General features: G+C 64.6%; 23 protein-coding genes. 10 read left to right on the forward strand and 13 right to left on the reverse strand.

All coding sequences use genetic code 11. The features are described from left to right. Window positions 1–57 precede the first annotated feature (57 nt). Together ychF and ACYQ3G_RS01575 are read left to right on the forward strand one after the other, a co-directional pair. Window positions 58–1,158, forward strand: a complete 1,101-nt coding sequence (gene ychF / locus ACYQ3G_RS01570; protein ID WP_459821742.1) for a redox-regulated ATPase YchF — start codon at window positions 58–60, stop codon at window positions 1,156–1,158. Window positions 1,159–1,301: 143 nt separating this feature from the next. After that, complete coding sequence (locus tag ACYQ3G_RS01575; protein ID WP_459821744.1) at window positions 1,302–2,048, forward strand: RNA methyltransferase; 747 nt, start codon at window positions 1,302–1,304, stop codon at window positions 2,046–2,048. Window positions 2,049–2,114: 66 nt separating this feature from the next. Here the strand turns inward: ACYQ3G_RS01575 and ACYQ3G_RS01580 are convergent, their stop codons facing one another. From ACYQ3G_RS01580 to pdxR, 4 genes are all read right to left on the reverse strand, one after another. Next, the gene (locus tag ACYQ3G_RS01580; protein ID WP_459821746.1) at window positions 2,115–2,795 is read right to left on the reverse strand and encodes a transposase; all 681 of its coding nucleotides are present in this window, start codon (window positions 2,793–2,795) and stop codon (window positions 2,115–2,117) included. A gap of 216 nt (window positions 2,796–3,011) precedes the next feature. Continuing rightward, window positions 3,012–3,584, reverse strand: a complete 573-nt coding sequence (locus ACYQ3G_RS01585) for a DedA family protein (protein WP_459821748.1) — start codon at window positions 3,582–3,584, stop codon at window positions 3,012–3,014. Beyond that, window positions 3,584–4,312: a DUF1003 domain-containing protein gene (locus ACYQ3G_RS01590; RefSeq protein WP_459821750.1), complete on the reverse strand. Its 729-nt coding sequence runs from the start codon at window positions 4,310–4,312 to the stop codon at window positions 3,584–3,586. The genes ACYQ3G_RS01585 and ACYQ3G_RS01590 overlap by 1 nt, the downstream gene beginning before the upstream one ends. Before the next feature lie 64 nt (window positions 4,313–4,376). Beyond that, window positions 4,377–5,849 carry a MocR-like pyridoxine biosynthesis transcription factor PdxR gene (gene pdxR / locus ACYQ3G_RS01595; RefSeq protein WP_459821752.1) on the reverse strand — a complete coding sequence of 491 codons (1,473 nt, stop codon included), beginning with the start codon at window positions 5,847–5,849 and terminating at the stop codon, window positions 4,377–4,379. A gap of 113 nt (window positions 5,850–5,962) precedes the next feature. Between pdxR and ACYQ3G_RS01600 the strand changes: the two genes are divergently transcribed. Then, window positions 5,963–6,916, forward strand: a complete 954-nt coding sequence (locus ACYQ3G_RS01600; RefSeq protein ID WP_459821754.1) for a DMT family transporter — start codon at window positions 5,963–5,965, stop codon at window positions 6,914–6,916. Between the two features lie 48 nt (window positions 6,917–6,964). On the opposite strand, the gene ACYQ3G_RS01605 is transcribed toward ACYQ3G_RS01600, so the two are convergent. Together ACYQ3G_RS01605 and ACYQ3G_RS01610 are read right to left on the reverse strand one after the other, a co-directional pair. Continuing rightward, complete coding sequence (locus ACYQ3G_RS01605) at window positions 6,965–7,603, reverse strand: hypothetical protein (RefSeq protein WP_459821756.1); 639 nt, start codon at window positions 7,601–7,603, stop codon at window positions 6,965–6,967. 167 nt (window positions 7,604–7,770) lie between these two features. Beyond that, complete coding sequence (locus ACYQ3G_RS01610; RefSeq protein WP_459821757.1) at window positions 7,771–8,010, reverse strand: hypothetical protein; 240 nt, start codon at window positions 8,008–8,010, stop codon at window positions 7,771–7,773. Window positions 8,011–8,200: 190 nt separating this feature from the next. Here ACYQ3G_RS01610 and ACYQ3G_RS01615 point away from each other — a divergent pair, with 190 nt between their 5' ends. The 4 genes from ACYQ3G_RS01615 to ACYQ3G_RS01630 are packed head-to-tail and all read left to right on the forward strand — an operon-like array spanning window position 8,201 to window position 11,489. Further along, on the forward strand, window positions 8,201–9,796 hold the full coding sequence (locus ACYQ3G_RS01615) for a peptide chain release factor 3 (protein ID WP_459821759.1): 1,596 nt from the start codon (window positions 8,201–8,203) through the stop codon (window positions 9,794–9,796). Between the two features lie 11 nt (window positions 9,797–9,807). Beyond that, window positions 9,808–10,698, forward strand: a complete 891-nt coding sequence (locus ACYQ3G_RS01620) for a zinc dependent phospholipase C family protein (RefSeq protein WP_459821761.1) — start codon at window positions 9,808–9,810, stop codon at window positions 10,696–10,698. Continuing rightward, on the forward strand, window positions 10,670–11,029 hold the full coding sequence (locus tag ACYQ3G_RS01625) for a hypothetical protein (RefSeq protein WP_459821763.1): 360 nt from the start codon (window positions 10,670–10,672) through the stop codon (window positions 11,027–11,029). Before ACYQ3G_RS01620 ends, ACYQ3G_RS01625 begins: the two co-directional genes overlap by 29 nt. A 34-nt stretch (window positions 11,030–11,063) precedes the next feature. Next, entirely contained in the window at window positions 11,064–11,489 is a 426-nt protein-coding gene (locus ACYQ3G_RS01630; protein WP_459821765.1) for an FKBP-type peptidyl-prolyl cis-trans isomerase, read from the forward strand. Window positions 11,490–11,780: 291 nt separating this feature from the next. Here ACYQ3G_RS01630 and ACYQ3G_RS01635 read toward each other — a convergent pair whose 3' ends face one another. After that, window positions 11,781–13,934 carry a RelA/SpoT family protein gene (locus ACYQ3G_RS01635; RefSeq protein WP_459821767.1) on the reverse strand — a complete coding sequence of 718 codons (2,154 nt, stop codon included), beginning with the start codon at window positions 13,932–13,934 and terminating at the stop codon, window positions 11,781–11,783. Between the two features lie 364 nt (window positions 13,935–14,298). Here ACYQ3G_RS01635 and ACYQ3G_RS01640 point away from each other — a divergent pair, with 364 nt between their 5' ends. Next, window positions 14,299–17,505: a DEAD/DEAH box helicase gene (locus tag ACYQ3G_RS01640; protein WP_459821769.1), complete on the forward strand. Its 3,207-nt coding sequence runs from the start codon at window positions 14,299–14,301 to the stop codon at window positions 17,503–17,505. 58 nt (window positions 17,506–17,563) lie between these two features. Next, entirely contained in the window at window positions 17,564–17,944 is a 381-nt protein-coding gene (locus ACYQ3G_RS01645; protein ID WP_459821771.1) for a DUF2784 domain-containing protein, read from the forward strand. Here ACYQ3G_RS01645 and ACYQ3G_RS01650 read toward each other — a convergent pair. Together ACYQ3G_RS01650 and ACYQ3G_RS01655 are read right to left on the reverse strand one after the other, a co-directional pair. Continuing rightward, window positions 17,919–18,461: a C40 family peptidase gene (locus tag ACYQ3G_RS01650; protein ID WP_459821773.1), complete on the reverse strand. Its 543-nt coding sequence runs from the start codon at window positions 18,459–18,461 to the stop codon at window positions 17,919–17,921. The genes ACYQ3G_RS01645 and ACYQ3G_RS01650 overlap by 26 nt on opposite strands. Window positions 18,462–18,514: 53 nt before the next feature. Next, window positions 18,515–19,255 (reverse strand): NlpC/P60 family protein, encoded by a 741-nt coding sequence (locus tag ACYQ3G_RS01655; protein ID WP_459821775.1) that lies wholly within the window; start codon window positions 19,253–19,255, stop codon window positions 18,515–18,517. Window positions 19,256–19,373: 118 nt separating this feature from the next. Between ACYQ3G_RS01655 and metC the strand changes: the two genes are divergently transcribed. Continuing rightward, window positions 19,374–20,531 carry a cystathionine beta-lyase gene (metC, locus tag ACYQ3G_RS01660; RefSeq protein ID WP_459821777.1) on the forward strand — a complete coding sequence of 386 codons (1,158 nt, stop codon included), beginning with the start codon at window positions 19,374–19,376 and terminating at the stop codon, window positions 20,529–20,531. A gap of 63 nt (window positions 20,532–20,594) precedes the next feature. Here metC and alr read toward each other — a convergent pair whose 3' ends face one another. From alr to ACYQ3G_RS01680, 4 genes are all read right to left on the reverse strand, one after another. Next, window positions 20,595–21,719: an alanine racemase gene (gene alr, locus ACYQ3G_RS01665; RefSeq protein WP_459821779.1), complete on the reverse strand. Its 1,125-nt coding sequence runs from the start codon at window positions 21,717–21,719 to the stop codon at window positions 20,595–20,597. A gap of 23 nt (window positions 21,720–21,742) precedes the next feature. After that, complete coding sequence (locus ACYQ3G_RS01670; RefSeq protein WP_459821781.1) at window positions 21,743–23,077, reverse strand: trypsin-like peptidase domain-containing protein; 1,335 nt, start codon at window positions 23,075–23,077, stop codon at window positions 21,743–21,745. Between the two features lie 57 nt (window positions 23,078–23,134). Continuing rightward, entirely contained in the window at window positions 23,135–23,596 is a 462-nt protein-coding gene (locus ACYQ3G_RS01675) for an Hsp20/alpha crystallin family protein (RefSeq protein ID WP_459821783.1), read from the reverse strand. Window positions 23,597–23,659: 63 nt separating this feature from the next. After that, window positions 23,660–24,052: a hypothetical protein gene (locus ACYQ3G_RS01680; RefSeq protein WP_459821785.1), complete on the reverse strand. Its 393-nt coding sequence runs from the start codon at window positions 24,050–24,052 to the stop codon at window positions 23,660–23,662. Window positions 24,053–24,054: the final 2 nt, after the last annotated feature.

The raw sequence follows: 24,054 nt of genomic DNA on the forward strand, positions 1-24,054 counted from the left end.
CGTTGCACCCGGCGCGCGCTGCAAATGCGTACAGGAGAGCGGCATGAAGGAGATATCATGGGACTGAGCATCGGCATCGTGGGTCTGCCCAACGTGGGCAAGTCCACCCTCTTCAACGCGCTGACCAAGGCACAGAACGCCGAAAGCGCCAACTACCCCTTCTGCACCATCGAGCCGAACAAGGCCGTCGTCCCGGTGCCGGACCCGCGGCTGGCCAAGCTTGTCGAGCTGGTAAACTCGCAGAAGATCATCCAGGCCACGGTGGACTTCATCGACATCGCCGGGCTGGTCAAGGGCGCGAGCCAGGGCGAAGGTCTGGGCAACCAGTTCCTGGCCAACATCCGCGAATGCGACGCCATCCTGCATGTCGTGCGCTGCTTCGAGAACGACGACGTCATCCACGTCAGCGGCACGGTCGACCCCATCCGCGACATCGACATCATCGACACCGAACTGATCCTGGCCGACCTGCAGGCCGCCGAGCGCAAGGCCGACCGTCTCTCCAAGCAGCTCAAGGGCGACAAGAAGCTGGGCGTGCAGATCGAACTGCTGCAAAGGCTCATCACGCATCTCAACGCCGGCAAACCCGCCTCCGAACTCGAAGAGCTAAAAAGCGACCTCGGCGCCGAGCTGCGCAAGGATTTGCTGCTCATCACCTTCAAGCCCGTCATCTACGGCATGAACGTGGACGAGCAGGGGCTGGCCGAGGACAACGATTACGTGCGCCAGGTGCGCGCCCTGGCCGAAGCCCGCGGCTCCCGTTCCGTGAAGATCTCGGCCCGCATCGAGGAGGAGCTGGTGGGCCTCAGCCCCGAGGAGGCCCAGGAGTTCCTGGCGTCCTACGGCGTGACCGAGTCGGGCCTCGATCTGGTCATCCGCACGGGCTACGAGATGCTCGGCCTGTGCTCCTACTTCACGGCCGGTCCCAAGGAAGTGCGCGCCTGGACCATCCGCCAGGGCACCAAGGCCCCCCAAGGCGCGGGCGTCATCCACACGGACTTCGAGCGCGGCTTCATCCGGGCCGAGGTCATCGCCTACGACGACTACGTCAAGCACGGCACCGAGGCCAAATGCCGCGCCGCCGGGGTGCTCAGGGTCGAGGGCAAGGAATATGTCCTGAAGGACGGGGACGTGGTCCACTTCCTCTTCAACGTGTAGGAGGCCGCCCCAAACCCGTTCCGGACCTCGTTGCTCACCGATGTTGAAAGGCTCATGCAGTCGGCTGCACTTCACCCTTCAAAATCGGCTCGAGCCTTGCCACAACGGGTTTTGAACGCCCTCAACCTCTGGATTTGATGAACATGCTCGACAACATCGACGTCATCCTCTTCAGGCCCAAGTACCCCGAGAACATCGGGTCCGTGGCCAGGGCCTGCATGAACATGGGCTGCGGCCAGATCGTGCTCGTGGACCCGTGGAACTGGAACATCGACAAGGCCCTGCCCCTGGCCACGCACCACGCCCGGCACCTGCTGGACAACGTGCGCGTCCACGCCACCCTGGCCGAGGCACTGGCCCGGTATTCCTTCTCCTACGGCACCACGGCCAGGACAGGGGGCTGGCGCAAGGCCATCCACACGCCGGAGGAAGCGGCGCCGCTCATCGTCGAGCAGCGCAACACCGGCGGCACGGTGGCCATCGTCTTCGGCCCCGAGGACAGGGGGCTGACCAACGACGAAACGGATCAGTGCAACCAGCTCATGACCATCCCCACCACGGAGAACCTGACCTCCCTGAACCTGAGCCAGGCCGTCATGGTCGTGCTCTACGAGTGCTTCAAGAAGGCCCTCGGCAAACCCTTCAAGGCGGCCGGCCAGCCCAAGGACCGCTACATCAACCACGAAGAGCGCGAGATCCTCTTCACGGAACTGCGCGAAACCCTCATCGACATCGACTACTTGAAGCCCGAGAACCCCGACTACTTCATGCTGTCCATCAAGCGCCTGCTGAACCGGGTCAACCCGCGGCTGAACGAATACCACCAGCTCATGGGCCTGTGCCGTCAGATTCAGCGCATCGTGCGCATCGCCAAAAACGGCGGTTCGTAGGGGCGGACCTGCGTGTCCGCCCGGTCATGGACAATGCGTCGCGAATAACGGCGGGGCGAGGGGGCGTCATTTCATCCAATCCGCATCATCCGCCGGATGACCAATTCCATACACGGCCCGAGTTTCCCGCAATTCCTGGCCCGGATGCAAACGATCCATTTCCCATCGTACGGGATTGCTGGCGATGTATTCCCGGATGCGGTTCAATTCCGGTTCGTCGCGCACGATGTGTTCCCAATAATTGCGTTGCCATAACCGACCGAAAAACCGTGGCCACCCGTGTTGTTTCACGCCGCGAATATATTCATTGCTGGACATCGTTTTAAACCATTGCACCACACGCCGTAGGGGCGAAACCACGTGTTCGCCCGTTTTCGGCGAACCTACGTGTTCGCCCATTTTCTGCGAAACCACGTATCCGTCCATGTCAGGACGGGTGTTTAAGGCAGGGCGGACACGCAGGTCCGCCCCTACGGGGCCGGTATTCATGACGATGAAATGGACATGGTTCGGCATGCACCCCCAGGCGTCGCAGGCAATGTCATCAAATTTGCGCATTAATTCATTATACCAACGATTCAACATCACACCAGCATCGTTCAACCGCATTTCCCCGCCCACCACGTCGCCAAACAGGCACGATCGGCCCTGCACGCAGATGGTCACAAAATACGCACCAGGTCTGGAATAATCATAATTCGGCAACCGAATGGAACGTCGACGATGGATTTTTGAATTGTACGGCATCAGTCCTCCGTGCGGGAATCATGACGCGTCACGACAAATTCGGTCAAAAACAGGTCGACACAAAGGCAAAAATAGAGACACCACGGTATCGCCCGAGGCCGTGTATTCGTGATCGTGTGCAGAAAATGGGCAGGCGGACGACAGGTCTGAACATACGATTAACCGCCCCGCCCCCCACGTATCTGTAGGGGCGACAAATTTTTCGTCCCTACGACGTCAGGCCTTTCTCCGCCTGTTCAGCCAACGGCGACCGGCCCAGATGGCAACGCCCGCCGCCAGGATTCCGGCGGCCAAGAGATGCTCGTAGTGGGCCAGCCGGTCCAGGAAGAGCGCCAGCGTGGAGCCGAACAGGTACCCCGCACCTCCCACGACTACCGCCCAGATCAGGGCCCCGACGAGATTGAAGGCCGCGAATTTCACGGCCGGCAGCCCGCTCAACCCCAGGGCGAACGGGGTCACGGAGCGCAGCCCGTAGGCAAAGCGGAAGCCCAGCAGGACAACCCAGCCGTACCGCGACATGAGCCGGTCGACGCGCTCGATTCCGGCCCGCCACCCCTCGTGGCGTGCGAGCCACTGCTGCCCGTGCCGGCGGCCGAGAAAGAAAAAGAGCTGATCCCCCGCCAGGCTGCCGAGATACGCGCACAGGACGACCAGCCACAGGTCCATGTAGCCGCGGTGCGCCAGGAAGCCGGCAGCGACGAGCACGGTCTCCCCTTCGAGGAACGTCCCCACGAACAGCACCGCGTATCCGTACGAGGCCAGGAGTTCAGCCATCGGCGGCAGGATCATCAGGCCCTCTCCCGACGCGCCGGGGCTTCGCCGGACCGGCTGCGCAGGTCCTCGATGAGCTGGACCTGAAGGTCCTGGATTTCCAGCAGTCGCTGCCACTGGCGGGTCAGCAGGTGGTCCACCTTTTCGTTCAGGTGCTTGATCTCCAGCTCGGCCTTGAGGTTGACTTGGTAGTCGTTCTCGGAGCGCAGGCGGTCCTTGGCCTCCTGCCGGTTCTGGCTCATCATGATGACCGGGGCCTGCAGGGCGGCCAGACACGAGAGCACCAGATTGAGCAGGATGAAGGGATACGGGTCGAAGGCCTGCGCCGCCTGGTACGCATTCCAGCAGATCCAGACCACGAGCGTACCGGCGAAGATAAGGATGAACTTCCAGCTGCCGCCGAAGTCGGCCAGCCTGTCCGCCAGCCGTTCGCCCATGGTCAGGGATTCCGAGTACTCCTCGTTGATGTTGGAGGAGAGCAGCTCCTCGTCCCGCAGGCTGCGCAGGACGTCCTCCTCCAGCCGCGTCAGTTCGCCCTTCTCCTCCTCCAACATTTCCGACAGGTACCGGTTCCGGTACTCGTTCACGTCCTCGGGGCAGATCCGACCCTCGGCACTGAGCACGGGATGGAGGGACAGAATGAAGCGCTGCAGCGAAGGCCGCAGAGCGGAGATGGGCACAAGGTTCTGGGTGTCGCCGCTGCGGCCGCAAAGGTCGCAGGCTTCGGCTGATGGAATTTCGGGCATGAACGCCTCCTTGTCATAGTCCGAATCGTAAACGTCCGTTACGTAATACCCGGCGGCCACGGGATCAACAACGCCCCGGACTGTCTTGGCGACCGACGGCCCGTCCCAGCCGCCTGATCCCCTCTTCAATGACCGCCTCGCTATTCGAGGCGAAATTCAGCCGCATGCACCCCTCGCCCTCGGCCGGGTCGAGATGGAAATTCCCTCCCGGCGCAAAAACCATGCCCTCCTCGCAGGCCCAGGGCAGCACCTCCGAGGCCTTCATGCCCTCCGGCAGCCTGGCCCAGACGAAGAGGCCGCCCTTGGGACGCACCCAGGACGAACCCGCGGGCATGTGCCGCTCCAACGCTGCCAGCATGGCGTCCCGACGGCGGCGGTAGACCGTGCAGGAGCGCTGCAGGTGGGCGTGATAGCGGCCCACGGACACATACTCGCGCAGGGCGCGCTGGATGAGGTTGCAGGTGGCCAGGTCGTGGCAGCGCTTGGAGCGCAGGAGGTGGTCGTAGACCGGGCCGTCGGCCACCACGAAGCCCACGCGCAGGCCGGGAATGAGCATCTTGGAGAAGGTGCCGACGTAGATGACGCGGCCGTCGGGGTCCAGGGACTTGAGGGTGGGCTGGGCGCGGCCCTCGTAGCGGATGTCGCCGACGTAGTCGTCCTCCAGGATGGGGACGTCGTAACGCCCGGCCAGGCTGATGAGCCGCCTGCGCCGCTGCCCGTCGAGACAGGCGCCCGTGGGGTTGTGGAAATTGGGGATGGTGTAGATCAGGCCTGGGCGGTGGCGTTCGAGGATATGCTCCAGCTCGTCCACGTCCATGCCGTCCTCGTCCACGCCCACGGTGTGGACGGCCAGGCCGCGGGCGCGGAAGACGTCCAGGGCCCCTGCGTAGGTCGGGCGTTCCGCCACCACGCCCTGGCCGGGCGAGAGAAGCAGCGCGGCGACCAGGGACAGGGCCTGCTGGGAGCCCGCGGTGATGAGGATGCTGTCCGCGCTCGTCTGCACGCCCTGGCTGGCCAGGACCTGGGCCAGGGTGGCGCGCAGGGGCCGGTAGCCGCCGATCTCCCCGTACTCCACGGCCGCGGCCCCGTCCCGGCGCATGACCTGGCCGAGCAGCCTGCGGAACTCGTCCATGGGGAAGAGCCTCGGGTCGCAGGCCCCGCCGTCCAGGGCGATCCAGTCCGTCTGGCGGCTGGCCTCGGGCAGGTAGGCGCTCATGGCCTCGTAGCCGCCGTACCGCAGGCGCCCCTGCCAGGCGGGCCAGTCCCCGGAACGGGACGCCGCGGCCGGTTCGCCCGGCGCGTGCGCCAGCACGTAGAAGCCACTGCCCTGGCGGGAGGCAACGAGCCCTTCGGCCACGAGCTCGGCATAGGCGCTCTCCACCGTGGCCCGGTTCACGCCGAGGCTCGCGGCCAGGGTGCGCACGGCCGGCAGGCGCACGCCCGGACGCAGGTTGTCGGACAGGATGGCCTCGCGGAAGTGCCGGCCGATCTGGGCATAGAGGGGCTGTTCGGATTCGAAGTCGAGGGCGAGGCGCACTGTTTTCTCCGGGAAAAAATTGGACTGGTCGTTTTTCTGAAAAATTGCCCCTTCTTGCAGGGCCAATTTCCCTCTAGACCACCTTCCAGCCCTGCACAAGAAGGAGATCCCCCATGGCCATGTCCCGCTCCGCCCAAGGATACACCGCGGCCCTCGTCAGCGCCGTCTTCCTGTCCACGACCTCCATCTTCATCCGCTACCTGGTCACGAACTTCGACATGCCGCCCCTGGTCCTGGCCTTCTGGCGCAACGTCTTCGTGGTCGCGACCCTGCTCCCGGTCATGCTCGTGGCCAGCCCCCGCCTCCTGCGCGTGGACCGGGCTCACCTGCCCTTCCTGGCCCTGTTCGGGCTCATGCTGGCCGGGTTCAACGGCCTGTGGGCCATTTCCGTGGCCAACAACGGCGCGGCCGTGGCCACGGTCATGGTCTACTGCTCCGTGGCCTACACCGCCGTCCTGGGCTGGAAGTTCCTGGGCGAGAGCATGGGCTGGCTGAAAATCTCGGCCATCGCCCTGTGCATGGCCGGCTGCGCCCTCATTTCCGGCGCGCTGCAGGCCGCGACCTGGCAGGTCAACCTCCTGGGCGTCGTGGCCGGACTGCTGACGGGCCTGTGCTACACGGCCTACAGCCTCATGGGCCGCGTGACCTCCGAACGCGGCATTTCGCCGTGGACGACGCTCCTCTACATCTTCGCCTTTGCCGGCTCGTTCCTCTTCCTGATCAACATGACGGGCGGGAGCATCCCCGGATCTGCGGTTCGCGCCGCGGACTTTTTCTGGCTGGGCGACAGCGTGCGCGGCTGGACCGTGATGATCCTGCTGGGCGCCATCCCCACGGTGGGCGGCTACGGGTTCTACAACGTCAGCCTGACCCTGCTCGACGCGAGCATCGCCAACATCATCGTCTCCCTGGAGCCGGCCTTCACCGCCGTCTTCGCCTTTCTCGTCCTGGGCGAGATCCTGACGCCGGTGCAGGTCCTGGGCAGCGCCCTGCTCCTCTCGGGCGTGGCCGCCATCAAGCTGGCCGACCTGCGCCGCCCGTCCCTGCCCGTGCCCCAGGAAGCATGAAGCCCCGCACGGGCGGGGCTTCATGGCCGGCGAACGGGTAAAAGCGGGCTACCTCGCCTCGGCCTCCTTGCGCACGATGCGGATGAGCTCCGCCATGTTCGTCACGTCCGTGACCTTCCAGTACCCTTCGGCCTGACGCTTGAGGCCCAGCTTGACCGGATAGCCGCGTTTGCTGCCGTGATCGAACATGGTCGCCGATGCCGATGCCAGTTCCCCCTTGGGCGGCTGGACCTGCACGCCGCGCAGTTCCTTGCGGGCCGTGGACACATCGGCGAAGAGTACGGAAAAGATGCCGCCCTCGGGCAAGTCCTGCCGCTGGGACGGCCGTCCGGAAAAATCACCCGAGGCCACGCCGCGGATGACGAACTTGCGCGTCTCCTCGATGAGCATGAGCTTCATGGACTGGTCGGCGGCCGTGCCGGACTGGGCGGCCAGCCCACCGGACAGCATGTCGAGCATGGGGTCGCCCCCTTCTCCGGCCGGGTGCGCCGCGTAGTCCTTGACGAAGACGTCCACCCCGCGGGCGATGATTCCCCGCACGTCGACGTACTTTTCAAGCAGAACCTGGTCATTGCCGTCGATGGCCCGCTGCACGTTGGCCAGGGACGCGGCCGGCGTCTCGGCGGCCCCTGCCCCCGACGCGCAGAGCACGGCCGCGATCACGATAAAATATGCGTACCACTTCATGTGGGCACCTCCTGTTGTCATGGCGCGCTTCTACGCCATGGCCGGAGAGCCCGCAAGCCGCGACAGGGGGCTGGAAAAGCCGGATCCCCCTCATCGGCCTCGACCGATCGGGGGACCCGGACCGCGCTCCCTGCACGCGAACACGAACAATGATGCGGCAGCCCGCGTCAGGCCTTCTTGACCTCCATGGCGTCCTCAAAAAAGGCGGTCAGCACGAAGTTCTTGCCTCCGACGTTGACCGTCTCCTCCTGACCGGGGAAAAGCTCCATGGCCGCATCGAAACTGCTGCCGACAAACACCGCCTTGGCCTCGCCATTGCTCTCCCAGCGCAGTTCGTTGCCGTCGTCCAGCACGAGCATTTCCCCGTCGTGCAGCCGAACGGGCAGATCCTTTTCCGCATACTGCATGGCACACCTCCATAACTGGTTGAATGATAGGAAAGTATTTTGGTTCAGCATAGCAGAGCCGGAAGCGGGGTCAAGGGATTGGCGAAAATTTTCACAATTTGAACGGACCCGGCCTTCCTTGACTGTTCCCGATATCGCGCCTACTGCCTCCTTGGCCCAGCACAGGGCCAGATTGCATCGGGAGAGACTCATGAGCGCACTCGCACGAGAAATTCGACAGAACGTGGAAAAACGCCGGACCTTCGGCATCATCAGCCACCCGGACGCGGGCAAGACGACCCTGACGGAGAAGCTCCTGCTCTTCGGCGGCGCCATCAACATGGCCGGCACGGTCAAGTCGCGCAAGGCGTCCCGCCACGCCACCTCCGACTGGATGAAGATGGAACAGGAGCGCGGCATCTCCGTGACCACCTCGGTCATGAAGTTCGAGTACAACGGCTTCGACGTGAACCTCCTGGACACGCCGGGCCACGAGGACTTCTCCGAGGACACCTACCGCGTGCTGACGGCCGTGGACTCGGCTCTGCTGGTCATCGACAGCGCCAAGGGCGTCGAGGCCCAGACCCGCAAGCTCATGGACGTCTGCCGCATGCGCAACACGCCCATCATGACCTTCATCAACAAACTCGACCGCGACGGCCTGGACCCCCTGGACGTGCTGGCCGACATCGAGGAGCACCTGGGCATCGAGTGCGCCCCCTTGAGCTGGCCCATCGGCATGGGCAAGGGCTTCAAGGGCACCTACTCCATCTACAAGAAGCAGATCCACCTCTTCTCGGCCACCCACGGCGGCCGCATCCAGCAGGGCGTGGTCATCAGCGACGTGAACGACCCCAAGCTCGACGAACTGCTGGGCCTGCAGGCCCAGGACCTGCGCCGCGACCTAGAGCTGCTGGAGGGCGCCGGCAACCCCTTTTCCGTGGAGCGCTACCTGGCCGGGACCCAGACCCCGGTCTTCTTCGGCAGCGCCATCAACAATTTCGGCGTGCAGGAGATGCTCGACTCCTTCGTCGAGCTGGCTCCCCACCCGCGCCCCCGCCCGGCCGTGACGCGGGAGGTCTCGCCCTTCGAGGAGGAGTTCTCGGGCGTGGTCTTCAAGATCCAGGCGAATATGGACAAGGCCCACCGCGACCGCATCGCCTTCATGCGCATCTGCTCGGGCAAGTACGTCAAGGGCATGAAGATCCGCCACCACCGCATCGGCAAGGACGTGCAGATATCGAACGCCACCATCTTCATGGCCCAGGATCGCACGGGCGTGGAGGAGGCCTTCGCGGGCGACATCATCGGCCTGCACAACCACGGGACCATCCGCATCGGCGACACCTTCTCGACCAAGGAGGAGCTCAAGTTCACGGGCATCCCGAACTTCGCGCCCGAGCATTTCCGCAAGGTCATCCTGAAGAGCCCGCTGAAGGCCAAGCAGCTGCAGAAGGGCCTGGAGCAGCTGGCCGAGGAAGGCGCCGTGCAGGTCTTCCGGCCCATGATCGGCAACGACTACATCCTGGGCGCCGTGGGCGTGCTGCAGTTTGACGTCATCGTTTCGCGTCTTAAAGATGAGTATTCGGTGGACGCCATCTACGCCCCGGTCAACCTCTCGGCCGCGCGCTGGGTCCACTGCGACGACAAATCCCTGCTCGGCCGCTTCCAGAAGGACCTGCTCCACTCCCTGTCTACGGACTCCGAGGGCAACCTGGCCCTGCTGGTGGACAGCGCCTGGCGCCTGGAATACATCATGGAACAATGGCCGGACATCACCTTCCACGCCACGCGGGAAAAGAACTGACCCGGGGGAACATGGCCCTTCTCTTCGCCTTTCTTCTTCTCCTTCTCCTTCCCCAGGACGCCCTGGCCTGGGGACCAGGGGTGCACATGGCCATCGGCAACAACGTCCTGGCCCATCTGCACCTCTTCGCGCCGGCCCTGGCTTCGGTCCTGGCGTCACACCCCGAACAGTATCTCTACGGCTGCCTGTCGGCCGACATCTTCATCGGCAAGGGCTGCGCCTACACGCCCAAGCACTCTCACAACTGGGACATGGGTCGGGCCCTGCTGCGCCAGGCCGAGAGTGCCGAAGCTCAGGCCTACGCCTATGGCTACCTGTCCCACCTGGCCGCCGACGTCATCGCCCACAACTACTTCGTGCCCAACATGCTCGGATTCTCGGCCGGGCGGGGAAAGTTCGCCCACACCTACGTCGAGATGCTCGCGGACCTGCAGGTCGAATGCCCGCGCAAGCAGGCATCGCGGATATTCCGCGTGCCGCACCCCGACGCCGACGATACGCTGGTGGCGACCATGGGACAGAGAAAGGTCCCTTTCTTCATCAAGAAGCGCATCTTCCGCCAGAGCCTGCGGCTGGTGGAGAAGCGCACCTACAAGAACTCCCTGCGCGTCGTTCGCGACCTGCTGCCGTTTTCGAGCAAGAAGGTCTTCATCTCCGAGGCCATCTCCTATGCCCAGGACCTGGTCTTCGATCTTCTGCAGAACCCCATGCGTTCGCCGGTACTGGAATGCGACCCCATCGGCAGCTCAAACCTGAGCCAGATCCGCAGATTCCAACGCAGGCAACGCTCCTTTTACACGGCTCACGGGGATGGACTGATCTTCCCCCTGGACACGCGGCTTGAAGCCTGCCTGAAAGAACACGGAGGTCTCCATGAGGAATTTACTCGATTTTCTGCGTGAACGGATTCGACTGGTCCGGGAGGCGGAGGAAACCGCCCTGGATCTCCTGCACAACAAGGGCGACGACGACGGATACCGCGAAGGCATGCGCCGCAAGGCCGAACTCCTGGCGAGCCTGGCGGAGGACGCCGCACCCTTGCTGCAGGCCATGAGCCCCGAACGGCGTCCCATGGTCGAAAACCGGCTGGACATGTTCTCCCAAAGCGCCCGGCGCAGCCTGGACATCGGCAGCGTCTTCTACATGTCGGCCCTGCTCTACCCCGACGACCACCAGCCCGGACAGCCCAACACCCTGGAGGTCTGGCTCAGGGACCTCGAACGCGCCGGATAACTTTCCCAACACTCTTACCGAAGAAGGACGCATCATGGCACTTGCAGCAGGAACCAGGGTTCTGGTTCACTACACCGGCACCCTGGACGACGGCACCCAGTTCGACTCCTCCCGGGGCCGCGAACCCCTCGAAGTCATCCTCGGCCAGGACATGGTCATTCCCGGTTTCGAAAAGGCCATCGTCGGGCTGGAACCGGGCCAGAGCGTGACCGTGACCATCCCCGAGGAGGAGGCCTACGGCGCCCACAACGAGGAGATGGTCATCAGCATCCCGCGCACGTCCTTCCCGGCGGAGATCAAGCCAGCCCTGGGCGAGCAGCTCGTCCTGCGTTCCCCCGACGGCAATGAGGTCCCGGCCCTGATCGTGGAACTCGACGACACCGACGTCACTCTCGACGCCAACCACCCCCTGGCGGGCTTCGCCCTGACCTTCGAGATCGAACTGGTCAGCGTGGGCTGACCGCGCCCCAGCGCGGTCGTTTCGGACAAACGGCATGAATTCCCGCCTTCGCGGGAATGACGCCATCCGAAACGAAAACGCTCGGACCTTCGCCCATGGATTCCCGCCTTCGCGGGAATGACATATCGTTACGAGTCAGTATCGAGTCATTCCCGCGAAGGCGGGAATCCATGCCTTTCAACGCACCTCCTCAACCCGAAAAAGCCTTCAGTCCATGACAAAAAGGGATTCCAGCCGCATGCCGAAACCCCTTTCCTGTTCCTGACGCCGTGAGCGTCACGGCCCCCTATCTCACCCCGCCGAGGAGCGCGTCACCTCGTGGACGGACTCGAGATTGCGCAGTTTCTCGATGATCCCGTAAAGTTGGGTCGTGGTCTTGACCTCGATGACGAAATCGAGCTCCGACATCCCGTCCACGCCCGACGTGAACTGGCCCGAGTCGATGTTGATGCCCTCCTTGGCCAGGAGCCCGCTGACCATGCCGAGCACGCCGCGCTGGTTCTTGCAGATGACCTTGATCCTGGCCGGCAGGACCTTGGACTCCTCCTCGCCGCCCCAGCTGACGTCGATGAGGCGCTCGACCTCCATGTTGGCCACGTTGGGGCAGTCCTGGGTGTGGATGGTCACGCCCAGGCCGCGGCTGATGTAGCCGATGATGGGGTCCCCGGGCAGGGGGTTGCAGCACTGGGCGTAGCGGATGAGCACCCCGTCCACGCCCTTGATGCTGATGGCGTCGGAGGAGTCCTTGGGCTTGGCCGGGGCCGCGGCGGCCTTGTCGGCCTGCTTGCGCTCCTCGGGCTTCTGCTCCTCCTTGGGCAGGAGCTTCCTCAGCAGCTGGCGGGCCGTGATGCGACCATGCCCCACGGCGGAAAAGAGATCGTCGATGTGGCGGAACGAGAATTCCTTGACCACCGGGTCGAACTCACCGTTCTTGATGGCCTTGGCCACGTTGATGCCCATGCGCCGACCCTCCTTCTCCAGGAGTTCCTTGGCCAGGGCCAGGCTGCGGGCCCGCTCCTCGGTGCCGATCCAGTGCTTGATGCGCGAGCGCGCCTTGCCGGACTTGACGAAGTGCAGCCAGTCGCGGCTGGGGTTGCGGGAGGAGTCGGTGATGATCTCGATGGTGTCGCCGTTCTTGAGCGGCGTGTTGAGGGGCACGATGCGGCCGTTGACCTTGGCCCCGGCGCAGTGGTTCCCGACCTCCGTGTGGATGGTGTAGGCGAAGTCCACGGGCGTGGCCCCTTCGGGCAATTCCTTGACCTGACCCTTGGGCGTGAAGACGTAGACCTCGTCCTGGAAGAGGTCGAGGCTCAGGGTGGACATGAAGTCGCGGGAGTCCTTGAGGTCGCCCTGCCAGTCCAGGATCTGGCGCAGCCAGCTGAAGCGCTCGGCGTCCTGGGCCTTCTTGCTGCCGCGCTCCTTGTAGGACCAGTGGGCGGCCACGCCGTTCTCGGCCAGCTGGTGCATCTCCTCGGTGCGGATCTGGATCTCGATGCGCTCGCCGTCGGGCCCGATGACCGTGGAGTGCAGACTCTGGTACATGTTGGCCTTGGGCATGGAGATGTAGTCCTTGAACTTGCCCGGCACCGGCTTCCACAGGGAGTGCACCAGCCCCAGCACCGTGTAGCACTCGCGCAGGTTGTTCACCACCACGCGGAAGGCGATCATGTCGAAGATCTGGTCCAGGGTCAGGCCGCGCTGCTTCATCTTGTGGTAGATGGAGTAGACGTGCTTGACGCGGCCCTTGACGCGGCCCTTGATGTCGTTCTGCTCCAGGATGTCCTGGATCATGGCGCAGACCTTGTCGATGTAGGCCTGCCCCTGGTCCTGGTAGCGGTTGATGCCCTCGGAGATCTGGGCGTAGACGTCGGGCTTCAGATACCGCAGGCCGTAGTTCTCGAGCTGGACCTTGATGCGGTAGAGGCCCAGTCGGTTGGCCAGGGGGGCGTAGATGCCCAGCGTCTCCTGGGCTATGGCGCGCTGCTTGTACTCCTTCTGGAACTCCAGGGTGGAGATGTTGTGCAGGCGGTCGGCGAGCTTGACGAGGATGACCCGGATGTCGTCGGCCATGGCCAGGATCATCTTGCGGATGTTCTCGGCCTGGGCCTGCTCCTTGGACTCGAAATTCATCTTGCTGATCTTGGTCACGCCCTCGACGATGGCGCCGACCTCGGGCCCGAACTGCTCCACGATCTGCGGCACCGAGGCGTCCGTGTCCTCCACGGTGTCGTGCAGCAGGCCGGCGACGATGGTGGCCGCGTCCAGGCGCAGGTCCACGAGGATGTTGCTGACCTCCAGGGGATGGGACAGATAGGGCTCGCCCGAAAGGCGAATCTGCCCCGCGTGGGCCGCGGCGGAGAAAACATAGGCTTTCTGGATGAGCGCCACATCCGTCGGGGAGAGGTACGTGGACGCCTGGTCCAGAATGTCGGTAATGCGGATCATGTTTTGTCCTTTGGCCCCAAGGGGATGGAGTCGCTTCCAGCCTGAAATTGGCCTTCGGCCCCCAAAAAGTCAACTTCTCTTTCGCTTTCCTCCCCAGCGGGCACCGACCAAATTGTCATACGCCCCCCCCTGATCCGTCGGGATTTCCCCCACCAATTCCTGCTACATAAGCAAAAGATAATGTATTTTTTCGGCAAGACGGAAAAAGATGCGCCCAAAGTTCTCCGGGCTCTTGATAAAGAATTCTGATTTGATTAGATGGACCGATGTACCGTGCGAACTCCGGCAGCTCTTGATTTCCGCCGCCCCGCGCGGACACGGCCCACATCACCGCCAATGCGGTTTTAGGAGATAAACCCTCAAAATGCCTACTTCCGTCGAATCACGCGTTCAGCACATCCTGAACTCATTTTTGTCAGACAACATCCCCGAGCATATCCGCGACGGGGCCCAGTATCTCATTGCCGACGGCGGCATCCAGAAGATCGACGTCCGCCGCGACGAGGAGACCTGGGACGTCGAGGGTCAGATCCAGGGAGACGAATTCCAGACCTATACGTCCGAACTGGGCATCAATCTGGACCACGGCAGCGTCCATTCCTACTGCAACTGCGAAGATTCCTTTTCCGGCATCTGCCGCCACGTGGCGGCCACGGCCCTGGGCCTGCTCTCGAAAATGGACGTCAAACATGAAAACGAGGCCCAGCCCGTCAAGTCCGAATGGAAGCAGAGCTTCCGCTATTTCTTCTCCACCGCCCTGGAGCCGGAACCGGGCCACCACTACTTCATCTACCGCTTCTTCGCCGAACCCGGCCGCCTGCAGGTCGAGTTCTTCCGCGCGCGCCAGAACAAGTCCGGCCTGTCCACGGTCCAGAACCCCGTGACCCTGGAGCAGATCGTCCGCAACCCCGACTGGTGCGAAATCTCGCCCGAACTGCCCAGGGTCTGCGAGCAGATCGGTCAGTACCTCGACTACTACGGCCACCGGGTGGAGATACCTTTCGGCCTCATGACCTGGTTCTTCTGGGCCATCAAGAACGAGTACTACCAGCTCTGGGAGGAGACCGAGCAGCCCGTGCGCATCGAGAGCACGCCCATGCGGCTGCAGTTGCGCCCCAAGTTCACGGACGAGGGCCTGACCTTCGACATCATGCTCGGCCGCGAGGGCAAGGTGCCCTTCTCCATCCTGAACCAGAACGTGTCCTTCTACGGCCACCTGCCCCTGTGGGTCTGCCTGAAGCACAGCTTCTACCCCGTGCAGACGGGCCTGCGTCCGAGCCTGATCCAGGATCTGGTCACCGCGCCGCCGGTCATCCCCCACGCCGACATCTCGGAGTTTCTGGACCGCGTCTGGACCCAAATCCCGGCTTCGGACCTGCACGGCCAGGACGAGTTCCTGGAACGCATGCAGCCCATCTTCGTGCCGGCCACCTACAACCCCAAGCTCTACCTCAACGAAGAGGGGAGCCTGCTGACGCTCGAAATCCAGAACATCTACGAGACCGAGCACGGCGACATCTCCCTGCCTGGCCCCAACCAGGACCTGCAGACCGGCAGCTACCAGTTCGAGGGCAAGTCCTTCCTCATCCGCCGCGACCAGGAGGAGGAAGAGGCCCTGCTGACGACCCTGGTGGACATGAATTTCCAGCCCAGAAGCAGCTCCATATGGTTCCTGGAGCCCGAAGAGGCCATCACCTTCCTGCTGGACGCCTACCCCAAGCTGGTCGAGGCCTACCGCGTCTACGGCGAGAAGGAGCTGACCCGCTACAAGGTCCGCCTGACGCCTCCCAACGTCGTGGCCACGGTGGAGACCCAGGAAGAGGACAAGTGGTTCAATCTGGAGATAAACGTCGAATACGACGACATCTCCGTGCCCATCGACAAGATCTGGAAGGCCTGGACCCAGGGCAAGCGCTACGTGCAACTCAAGGACGGCTCCTACACGAGCCTGCCTGAGTCGTGGCTGGAGAAGCTCGGTCACAAGCTCATCGCCCTGGGCCTGGACCCCGAGAAGCCACCCAAGAAGCGCTTCGAGAATTTCGAGGCCCCGGTCCTGGACAAGATCCTCGAAGACATCCCCGAGACCACGTCCGACGGGTTCTGGAACACGCTGCGTGACAAGATCAACGACTTCCAGGAGATCAAGCAGATCACCCAGCCCAAGGGCCTGACCGCGACCCTTCGCCCCTACCAGATGCAGGGCGTGAGCTACCTGAACTTCCTGCGCGAGTACCACTTCGGCGGCATCCTGGCCGACGAGATGGGCCTGGGCAAGACCATCCAGACCCTGACCTTCCTGCAGTACATGAAGGAACAGGGGCACAAGGGCCCCAACCTCATCATCGTGCCCACCTCGGTCCTGCCCAACTGGGAACGCGAGGCCCAGAAGTTCGTGCCGGACATGAAGCGCCTGGTCATCTACGGCGCCCGGCGCGAGAACCTCTTCAAGAAGATCGAGTCCTCGGAGCTCATCATCACGACCTACGCCCTGCTGCGCCGGGACCTGGACGAGTTGATGAAGTTCGAGTTCAACGCCATCATCCTGGACGAGGCCCAGAACATCAAGAACCCCAACACCATCACGGCCAGAAGCGTGCGCAAGATGCAGGCCCGCTTCCGCCTGTGCCTGTCTGGCACGCCCATCGAGAACACGCTCCTTGAGCTGTGGTCCCTGTTCGAGTTCCTCATGCCCGGCTTCCTGGGCTCCCAGGCCTCCTTCCAGAAGGGCTTCGTCAAGCCCATCAAGGACGGCGACGACGACAGCCTGGGCTACCTCAAAGCCCGCGTCAAACCCTTCATCCTGCGCCGCACCAAGAACGAGGTGGCCAAGGACCTGCCGCCCAAGGTCGAGAACATCTACTACTCGGCCCTGCTCGACGACCAGCGCGACCTCTACGCCGCCCTGGCCAAGAAGCTGAAAGAACAGGTCCTGCAGGACGTGGACGAGAAGGGCATCGGCCAGAGCCAGATCTCCATCCTGGACGCGCTATTGAAGCTGCGCCAGATCTGCTGCCATCCGCGCCTCTTAAAGCTCGACATGCCCGGCTTCAACGCCAACCTGTCCTCGGGCAAGTTCGAGGCCTTCAAGGACCTGGTGACCTCCATCATCGACGACGGGCACAAGGTGCTGGTCTTCTCGCAGTTCGTGCAGATGCTGCATATCATCCGCAACTGGCTGCACATGGTCGAGATCCCCTTCTGCTACCTCGACGGCACATCCAAGGACCGCTTCGAGCAGGTCGACAAGTTCAACAACACGCCCGAGATCCCCATCTTCCTGATCTCGCTCAAGGCGGGCGGCACGGGCCTCAACCTGACCTCGGCCGACTACGTCATCCACTACGACCCGTGGTGGAACCCGGCCGTGGAGGACCAGGCCACGGACCGCACGCACCGCATCGGCCAGACCCGCCAGGTCTTCGCCTACAAGATGATCTGCGAGAACACGGTCGAGGAGAAGATCCTGAAGCTCCAGGAGTCCAAGAAAGGCATCGCCGACTCCATCATACCCGGCCAGACGGCCTGGAAGAGCCTCACCAGGTCGGACCTGGAAATGCTCTTCGAAGTCTAGAACCGAACACGCGGGGAAGGGGGCGACTCCTTCCCCGCTTCACGTTGCGGGGGCCGCAATGCTCCATCTCCTGGCCGCAAACGCCGTCCTTGCCCTGCACCTGCTCTTCATCTGCCTGGTGGTTTTCGGCTCCCTGGCCGTGCAACGCCGGCCGCGCTTCGCCTTCATCCATCTTCCCGCCGTCGTCTGGGGCTTCCTGGTCGAGGCCGCGGGCTGGTACTGCCCCCTGACGGACCTGGAAAACGAGCTGTTGCGCCGGGCCGGCCAGGCCGGGTACGACGGGAGTTTCCTGGAGCACTACCTGCTGGCGGTCATCTACCCCGAAGGGCTGACGCGCGGGGTTCAGCTGGCCCTGGCCGCGGCTGTGCTGCTGATCAATGGGGGGATGTACGGATGGATGCTGGCCAGGAGGCTCAGAAACCTGACTGGGCCGCGGTGAGGGAGGGCGGCAGCACGCGCTGCACCCGCTTGAGGCGCGGCCACCAGTAGGCGTCGAACTGCGATACGGTCACCCCGACGGTCGCGGACGCGTGCAGGAACCTGCCGCGCTCGACCACCACGCCAATGTGATCGCCGCGCTTGTCGATGAAATAGACCAGGTCGCCGGGCCGCATGTCGGCCGGCGGCACGTTCTGCCCAAGCCTGCTCTGCTCCCGCGAGGTGCGCGGCAACTCCATGTCGAAGGCTTCCCGGAACACGATCTGCATGAGCCCCGAACAGTCCACGCCACGGTGGTCCGTGCCGCCGATGCGGTGCGGAACGCCCTTCCAGGCCTCGTATCTGGCCAGGAGGGTTTCCGTCACGGCAGGCTGCCTGGCGGGCTGCTGTACGGGAGAAGGAGACGGGACAGATTGGATGACGGTCTTGGATGCGCAGCCGGCGGACAGGAAAAGGGCGCAGGCGGCGAGAACGAGGAGCGGTCGGATGAAGGGAATCGGAAACGTGAGACAGCGCATGCCCATTTTCCCATGTGCCGCCGCCGGGGCGGGATCGGGGCGAGGCTCGGGCCTCAGCCGCCCTTGCGCATCAGCGCGTCTTGGTCCTTTTCGTCGAGAATCCGGCGGACGCGGATGAGACGCTTGGACCAGTAGCCTTCGAATTTGGAGATGATCACGCCCTTGCGGCGGGACGCGTGGATGAACTGATGATCGTTGACCGCCACGCCGACGTGCTTGCGGCCGCGGTCGATGAAATACAGGAGGTCACCGGGGCGGATGTCGCCCTTGGGCACGGCCTCTCCAAGCCTGGCCTGGTCGGTGGAGCAGCGGGGCAGGTCCACCTCGAAGGCATCCCGGAAGATGGCCTGGACCAGCCCGGAGCAATCCACGCCGCGGTAGTCGGTCCCCCCGGGACGGTATCTGACACCCTGCCAATCCTCGTACTCGGCCAGCACGATATCGCTGACCGAGGGAACGTCCTCGACGGATTCGAGGGAGTCCTGCGTCATGGCCGCGTCTTCCTGCTCGCCGTCTTCAACGTCCCCGTTCAGGGACATGTCGCCGAAAAGATGATCGTGTTCGTCGAAAACTGCCGAGAAGTCGGCCTCGCGGGGCGGAGCGGGAACGGGAGCGTTTTCCGGGGTCGTCACAGGCGCACAGGCGGTCTGCTGATCCGGAGCCTGCATGCCTGCGGAACCAGGTCCCGCAGCCTTGGGGGCGCATCCCCCGCCGGCGAGGGCCAGGGCGAAGAGAAACGCGCACAGCACATGCAGCCAGTCAACAGGGCCTTGCCCACTGTGTCGAAAACCCATAGCTTCCCCTCCTGTTCCAGAATATTTCGGGAGTACCTACACGAGGAAATCCCTTTCGTCAAAACCTCAAGCCCGATTTTCTTCCGCACGGTTCTTGCTAAACACGGGAGTTCCCCCCATGCGCCCCTCCACACGACTGATCCACGCCCCCCTGACGCCTTGCCCGGCCGCACGCACCGTCAGCCCTCCGGTCCAGCGCGGCTCCACCGTCCTCTTCGACAGCCACGCCGACTTCCTGCGGGCAGGACGGGGCGAATACCCCGGCATCACCTACGGCACAGACCGCCTGCCCCAGCAGCGCATGCTGGAGGAAGCCCTGCAGGACCTGGAGAGGGCCGCCCTGACGCGGGTCTTCCCCTCGGGCATCAGCGCCATCTCCGAGACGCTCATGGCCTTTGTGCAGGCCGGCGACCACGTGCTGGTCTGCGACAACGTCTACGGGCCCACGACCCGCTTCTGCCGCGAGGTCCTCGGGAAATTCGGCGTGCGCTGCGACGCCGTCCCGCCGGACGTCGGCGCGGATATCACGCAGTTCCTGCGTCCCGAGACGCGCCTCGTCTTCCTGGAGTCCCCCGGCTCCATCACCTTCGAGATCCAGGACATCCCGGCCGTGACCGCCGAGGCGCGCAGGCGCGGGATCGTCACGGTCCTCGACAACACCTGGGCCACGCCCCTGTTTCTCGACCCCTTCGCGCTGGGCGTGGATGTGGTCATCCAGTCCGTGACAAAGTACATCTGCGGCCACTCGGACCTGCTCATGGGCTCGGTGTCAGCCAACGCGGACCACGCGCAGACCCTGGCCGACTTCTATGCCTGCCGCGAGATCTACGCTTCGCCCGAAGACTGCGCCCTGGCCCTGCGGGGGCTCAAGACCCTGGGCGTGCGCATGTGCGCGCACCAGGCCTCGGCCCTGACCGTGGCCTCGGGCCTGGCCGGACACCCGCTGGTGGACACGGTCCTGCACCCGGCCCTGCCCTCCCACCCCCAGCACGACCGCTGGAAGCGGGACTTCCGCGGCTCGTCGGGGCTCTTCGCCATCACGCTGAAAAAGGAATACCCTGACGACGCCCTCGGCCGCTTCCTCGACAGCCTGCAGTTCTTCGGCATCGGCTACAGCTGGGGCGGCTTCATGAGCCTGGCGACCACGGGGCGCCCTGCGCGGCGCTTCGGCGGCCCGCTGCAGGACAGGACGCTCATCCGCCTGAACATCGGCCTGGAAGACCCGCAGGACCTGCTGGACGACCTGTGCCAGGGGCTGGGCTGGCTCGCGGAATGAAAACGCGCCGTCCCCGCGTGCACGGGAACGGCGCGATGTGTTTCGAGCCGCCAGACAGCGCGCCTACTCGACGTATTCGCGCGGGTTCTGCCCCAGCAGGCAGAAGACCTCGTAGGTGATGGTCCCCCACCACGCGGCCACTTCATCTGCGCTGATGGCGTTCCCCCCGGGCCCGCCGAGGACGAAGACCTCGTCCCCCACGGCGGCCTCGGGCACGGGCCCCAGATCCACGGCCGTGAGCTGCATGCAGACCCGGCCGAGCACATCGACCCTGCGGCCGTGGACGAGCATCTGGGCCCGCGAGGACAACCCGCGGGAGTAGTTGTCGGCGTAGCCCACAGCGACGATGCCGACGCGCGTCTCCTGCGTGGCGGTGAAGGTCCGCCCGTAGCTGACGGTGCGGCCGGCCGGGATGGTCCGGACCTGCACCAGACGGCTGGCCACGTCCATGCCCTGCTTGAGCCCCTGGCCCAGATGCGCAAGGCCCGTGCCGTGGAAGGGGTTGCCGCCGTAGAGCGCTATACCCGGCCGCTGCAGACCGTGGTGCGTCCGTGGGTGTCCGAAAATGGCCGCGGAATTGGCCAGGCTGCCCTGCACGTCGAGGCCCCGCGCATGCAGGGCGTGCAGGATGCCCTCGAAGCGCCCAGCCTGCTCCTGCACGTACCCGTCCTGGTCGGGGCCGTCGGCCGTGGCCAGATGCGAGGCGGCCATGACCGCCCGGACGTTGCCGAGCCCCTCCAGAAGATCCGCCACCCCGCCGGCCTCGTCGGTCCCGAACCCGAGCCGGGACATGCCCGTGTCGAATTTGAGGGCGACCCGGACCGGCACGCCCGCCTTGGACGCGGCCTCTTCCAGCAGGAGCAGCTGCTCGGAGCTGCCGGCGAAGGGGATGATGTCGTGGTCGCAGACCAGCCCGTAATCCGCCGCGTCGATGGGACCAAGCAGGGAGATGACCTCCGCGCCCGGCGTCGTCTCCTTGAGGACGGCGGCCTCGCCCACGGTGCCTGCGGCCATGGTCCGCGCCCCGGCGGCGAACAGGGCCCTGGCCGTCTCGCGCAGGCCGTGCCCGTACGCGTCGGACTTGATGACCGGCGCGGGGTTGGCCGCGCGGCCGCGGATCAGGGTGAAATTATCGACGATCGCGCCCATGCGGATGCGCGTGCGCACATGATTGTACCAGATGCTCATCGGTGTTTCCTTAGGTTGTCGGGTCAGACCCGCAGGCGCACGTGATAGCCCCGGCCGTCGCGGGCAACGAGCAGCATCACGGTGTTGGCCATGCGGTAACGCTTGAAGGCTCGTGCGAAATCCGTGACCGAGGCCTGCGCCTCCCCGGCGACCTTGACCAGGGCGTCGCCGGGCTTGAGACCGAGCTGCTGGGCCGGGCTGCCGGGCCGCACGCCGGCCACGACCAGGCCGCGGTCCCGGACCTGCACGGTCAGTCCCCAGCGTTTTTCGGCCATTTCCAGGGCCTTCTCGTCCGTGAAGGGCTGCATGCGGACCGTGACCGTGCGCCGGCCGCCCTGGCCGGCCACGTCGAGGGGGACGTCCTGGCCGAGGGTGTAGTTCCTGAGGATGCGCAGATAGTGGTCGCGGTCCTCGACGTCGACCCGGCCCACGGCCATGATCACGTCGCCCGGTCTGATCCCGGCCCGCTCCACGGCGGGCTCGTGAACCTGGGTCACGACCATGCCGCGGGCCTCAGCGAGACCGAGGTAGCTGGCGATGCGCTCGTCCACGTCCTGCCCCTCCAGCCCGAGCCACACGGCCTGGACCCGGCCCAGACTGACCAACTCGTCGACAACGCGCCGGGCCTTGTTGATGGGGATGGCGAAGCCGATGCCCTGGGCCTCGGCGTAGATGGCCGTGTTGATGCCCACCAGTTCCCCTGCCAGGTTCATGAGGGGGCCGCCGCTGTTGCCGGGGTTGATGGCCGCGTCGGTCTGGATGAAATCCGTGAAGGTGCCCTGCTTGGTTTCGATGGTCCGGCCCATGGCCGAGACCACGCCCGTGGTCACGGTGTTGCCGAAGCCGAAGGGGTTGCCGATGGCGATGACCGTCTCGCCGATCATCATGTCCGACGAGTCCCCCATGGCCACCTGGGGCAGGTCCCGGGCGTCTTTGAGGTGCAGCACGGCCAGATCGAAATCCGGGTCAGAGCCCACCAGTTCGCCGTCGTACTGCCGCCCGTCGAGCAGACGGACCCGGATGGTCGAGGCGCCCTCGATGACGTGGGCGTTGGTCAGGACCAAGTTTTTGCGACCGTCGATGATGACGCCCGAGCCCAGGCTGCGCTGCTCGAAGCGCTTGGTCAGGTCCTGGTCGCCGAAGAAGTGCCGGAAGAGCTGGTCGTCGAAGAGCGTGCCGAAGGGGTTGACCTCCTGCTCGACGATGCGCGCGGTATGGATGTTGACCACGGCCGGGGCCACCTCCCGCACCGTGCGCACGACGGGGGTCATGCGCACGTCGGGGGTCGACGCCGCAGCAAAATGGGCGCTCGTGAGCGCCCAGAAAACGAGTACGGCCAGAAGTCGCGATATCCTCACAGCATCTTCTCCTTGATGAACGTCCTCAACGCAGGGATGCAGTCACCCCCCGAAGCGTCACTCTTCCTCGAAGGTGATGGAGATGGTCCTGTTCTCCGGCTTGGCGACGCGTTTTGGAACGAAAACATGCAGCAGCCCGGCCCGCATCCTGGCTTCGACGGACGGCGGGTCGATTTCCATGGGCAGGGCGAAACGACGCGAAAAACAGCCGTAGGAGCGCTCCATGCTCTGGAAGGCGACCCCGGCGAGATCGGCGGGCGGCTTGCGTTCGCCGAATATCGCCAGTTCGCTTCCGTGCACCTCCAGAGAAACGTCCTCGCGTTCCAGCCCCGGCAACTCCACCATGATGAGAAATCCATCGGCCGTCTCCACCACATCGGCCAGGGGGCGGAACTGCCCCAGCCTCCTGAGGCCCTCGGCAAAGGGCGATGGGCAGACAGAATCCTCCACCAGCCTCTTCATGTCCTCCTTCAGGCACTCCATCTCAAGCCACGGATCCCAGGGAAAAAGCTTGGCCATACCTCACCATCGGTCACACGGTTGCATCGCGCCTGCGCCCCCGATACGGGGCGGCGGCAGGCATCACAGAAAAAGGAACGCGCACACGGCCGCCAGGATCAGCACCCCGGCCACGATCATCCAAACCTTCGTCTTCTCCTGGCCCACGAACATGGCACTGCCCACCTGGGAGCTGCGGAGGTTCTCGTCCTGGGCCTGGGCCAGACGGCGCAGCGCGTCGGCCTCGGCCTCGTCCTGCATCTCCTGGCCCCGGTCGCGTCGGCGCACCTCCTCCATGGCCAGGGCGTACACCACCCCGCACTTGGGGCACTCGAAGGGGGAGGCGAAATCGTCATCCCCCTTTCTCCGCTCGTAGTCGCACTTGGGGCACTTCTCGAGCCGCAGCTTGAGGTTCGGCGGGATGACCACCGGCTCTTCAACGGCCGTCGCCTCGGTCTTTTCGGCAGGCTCTTCCATGC

It is taken from the genome of Desulfomicrobium salsuginis, from assembly GCF_054657795.1.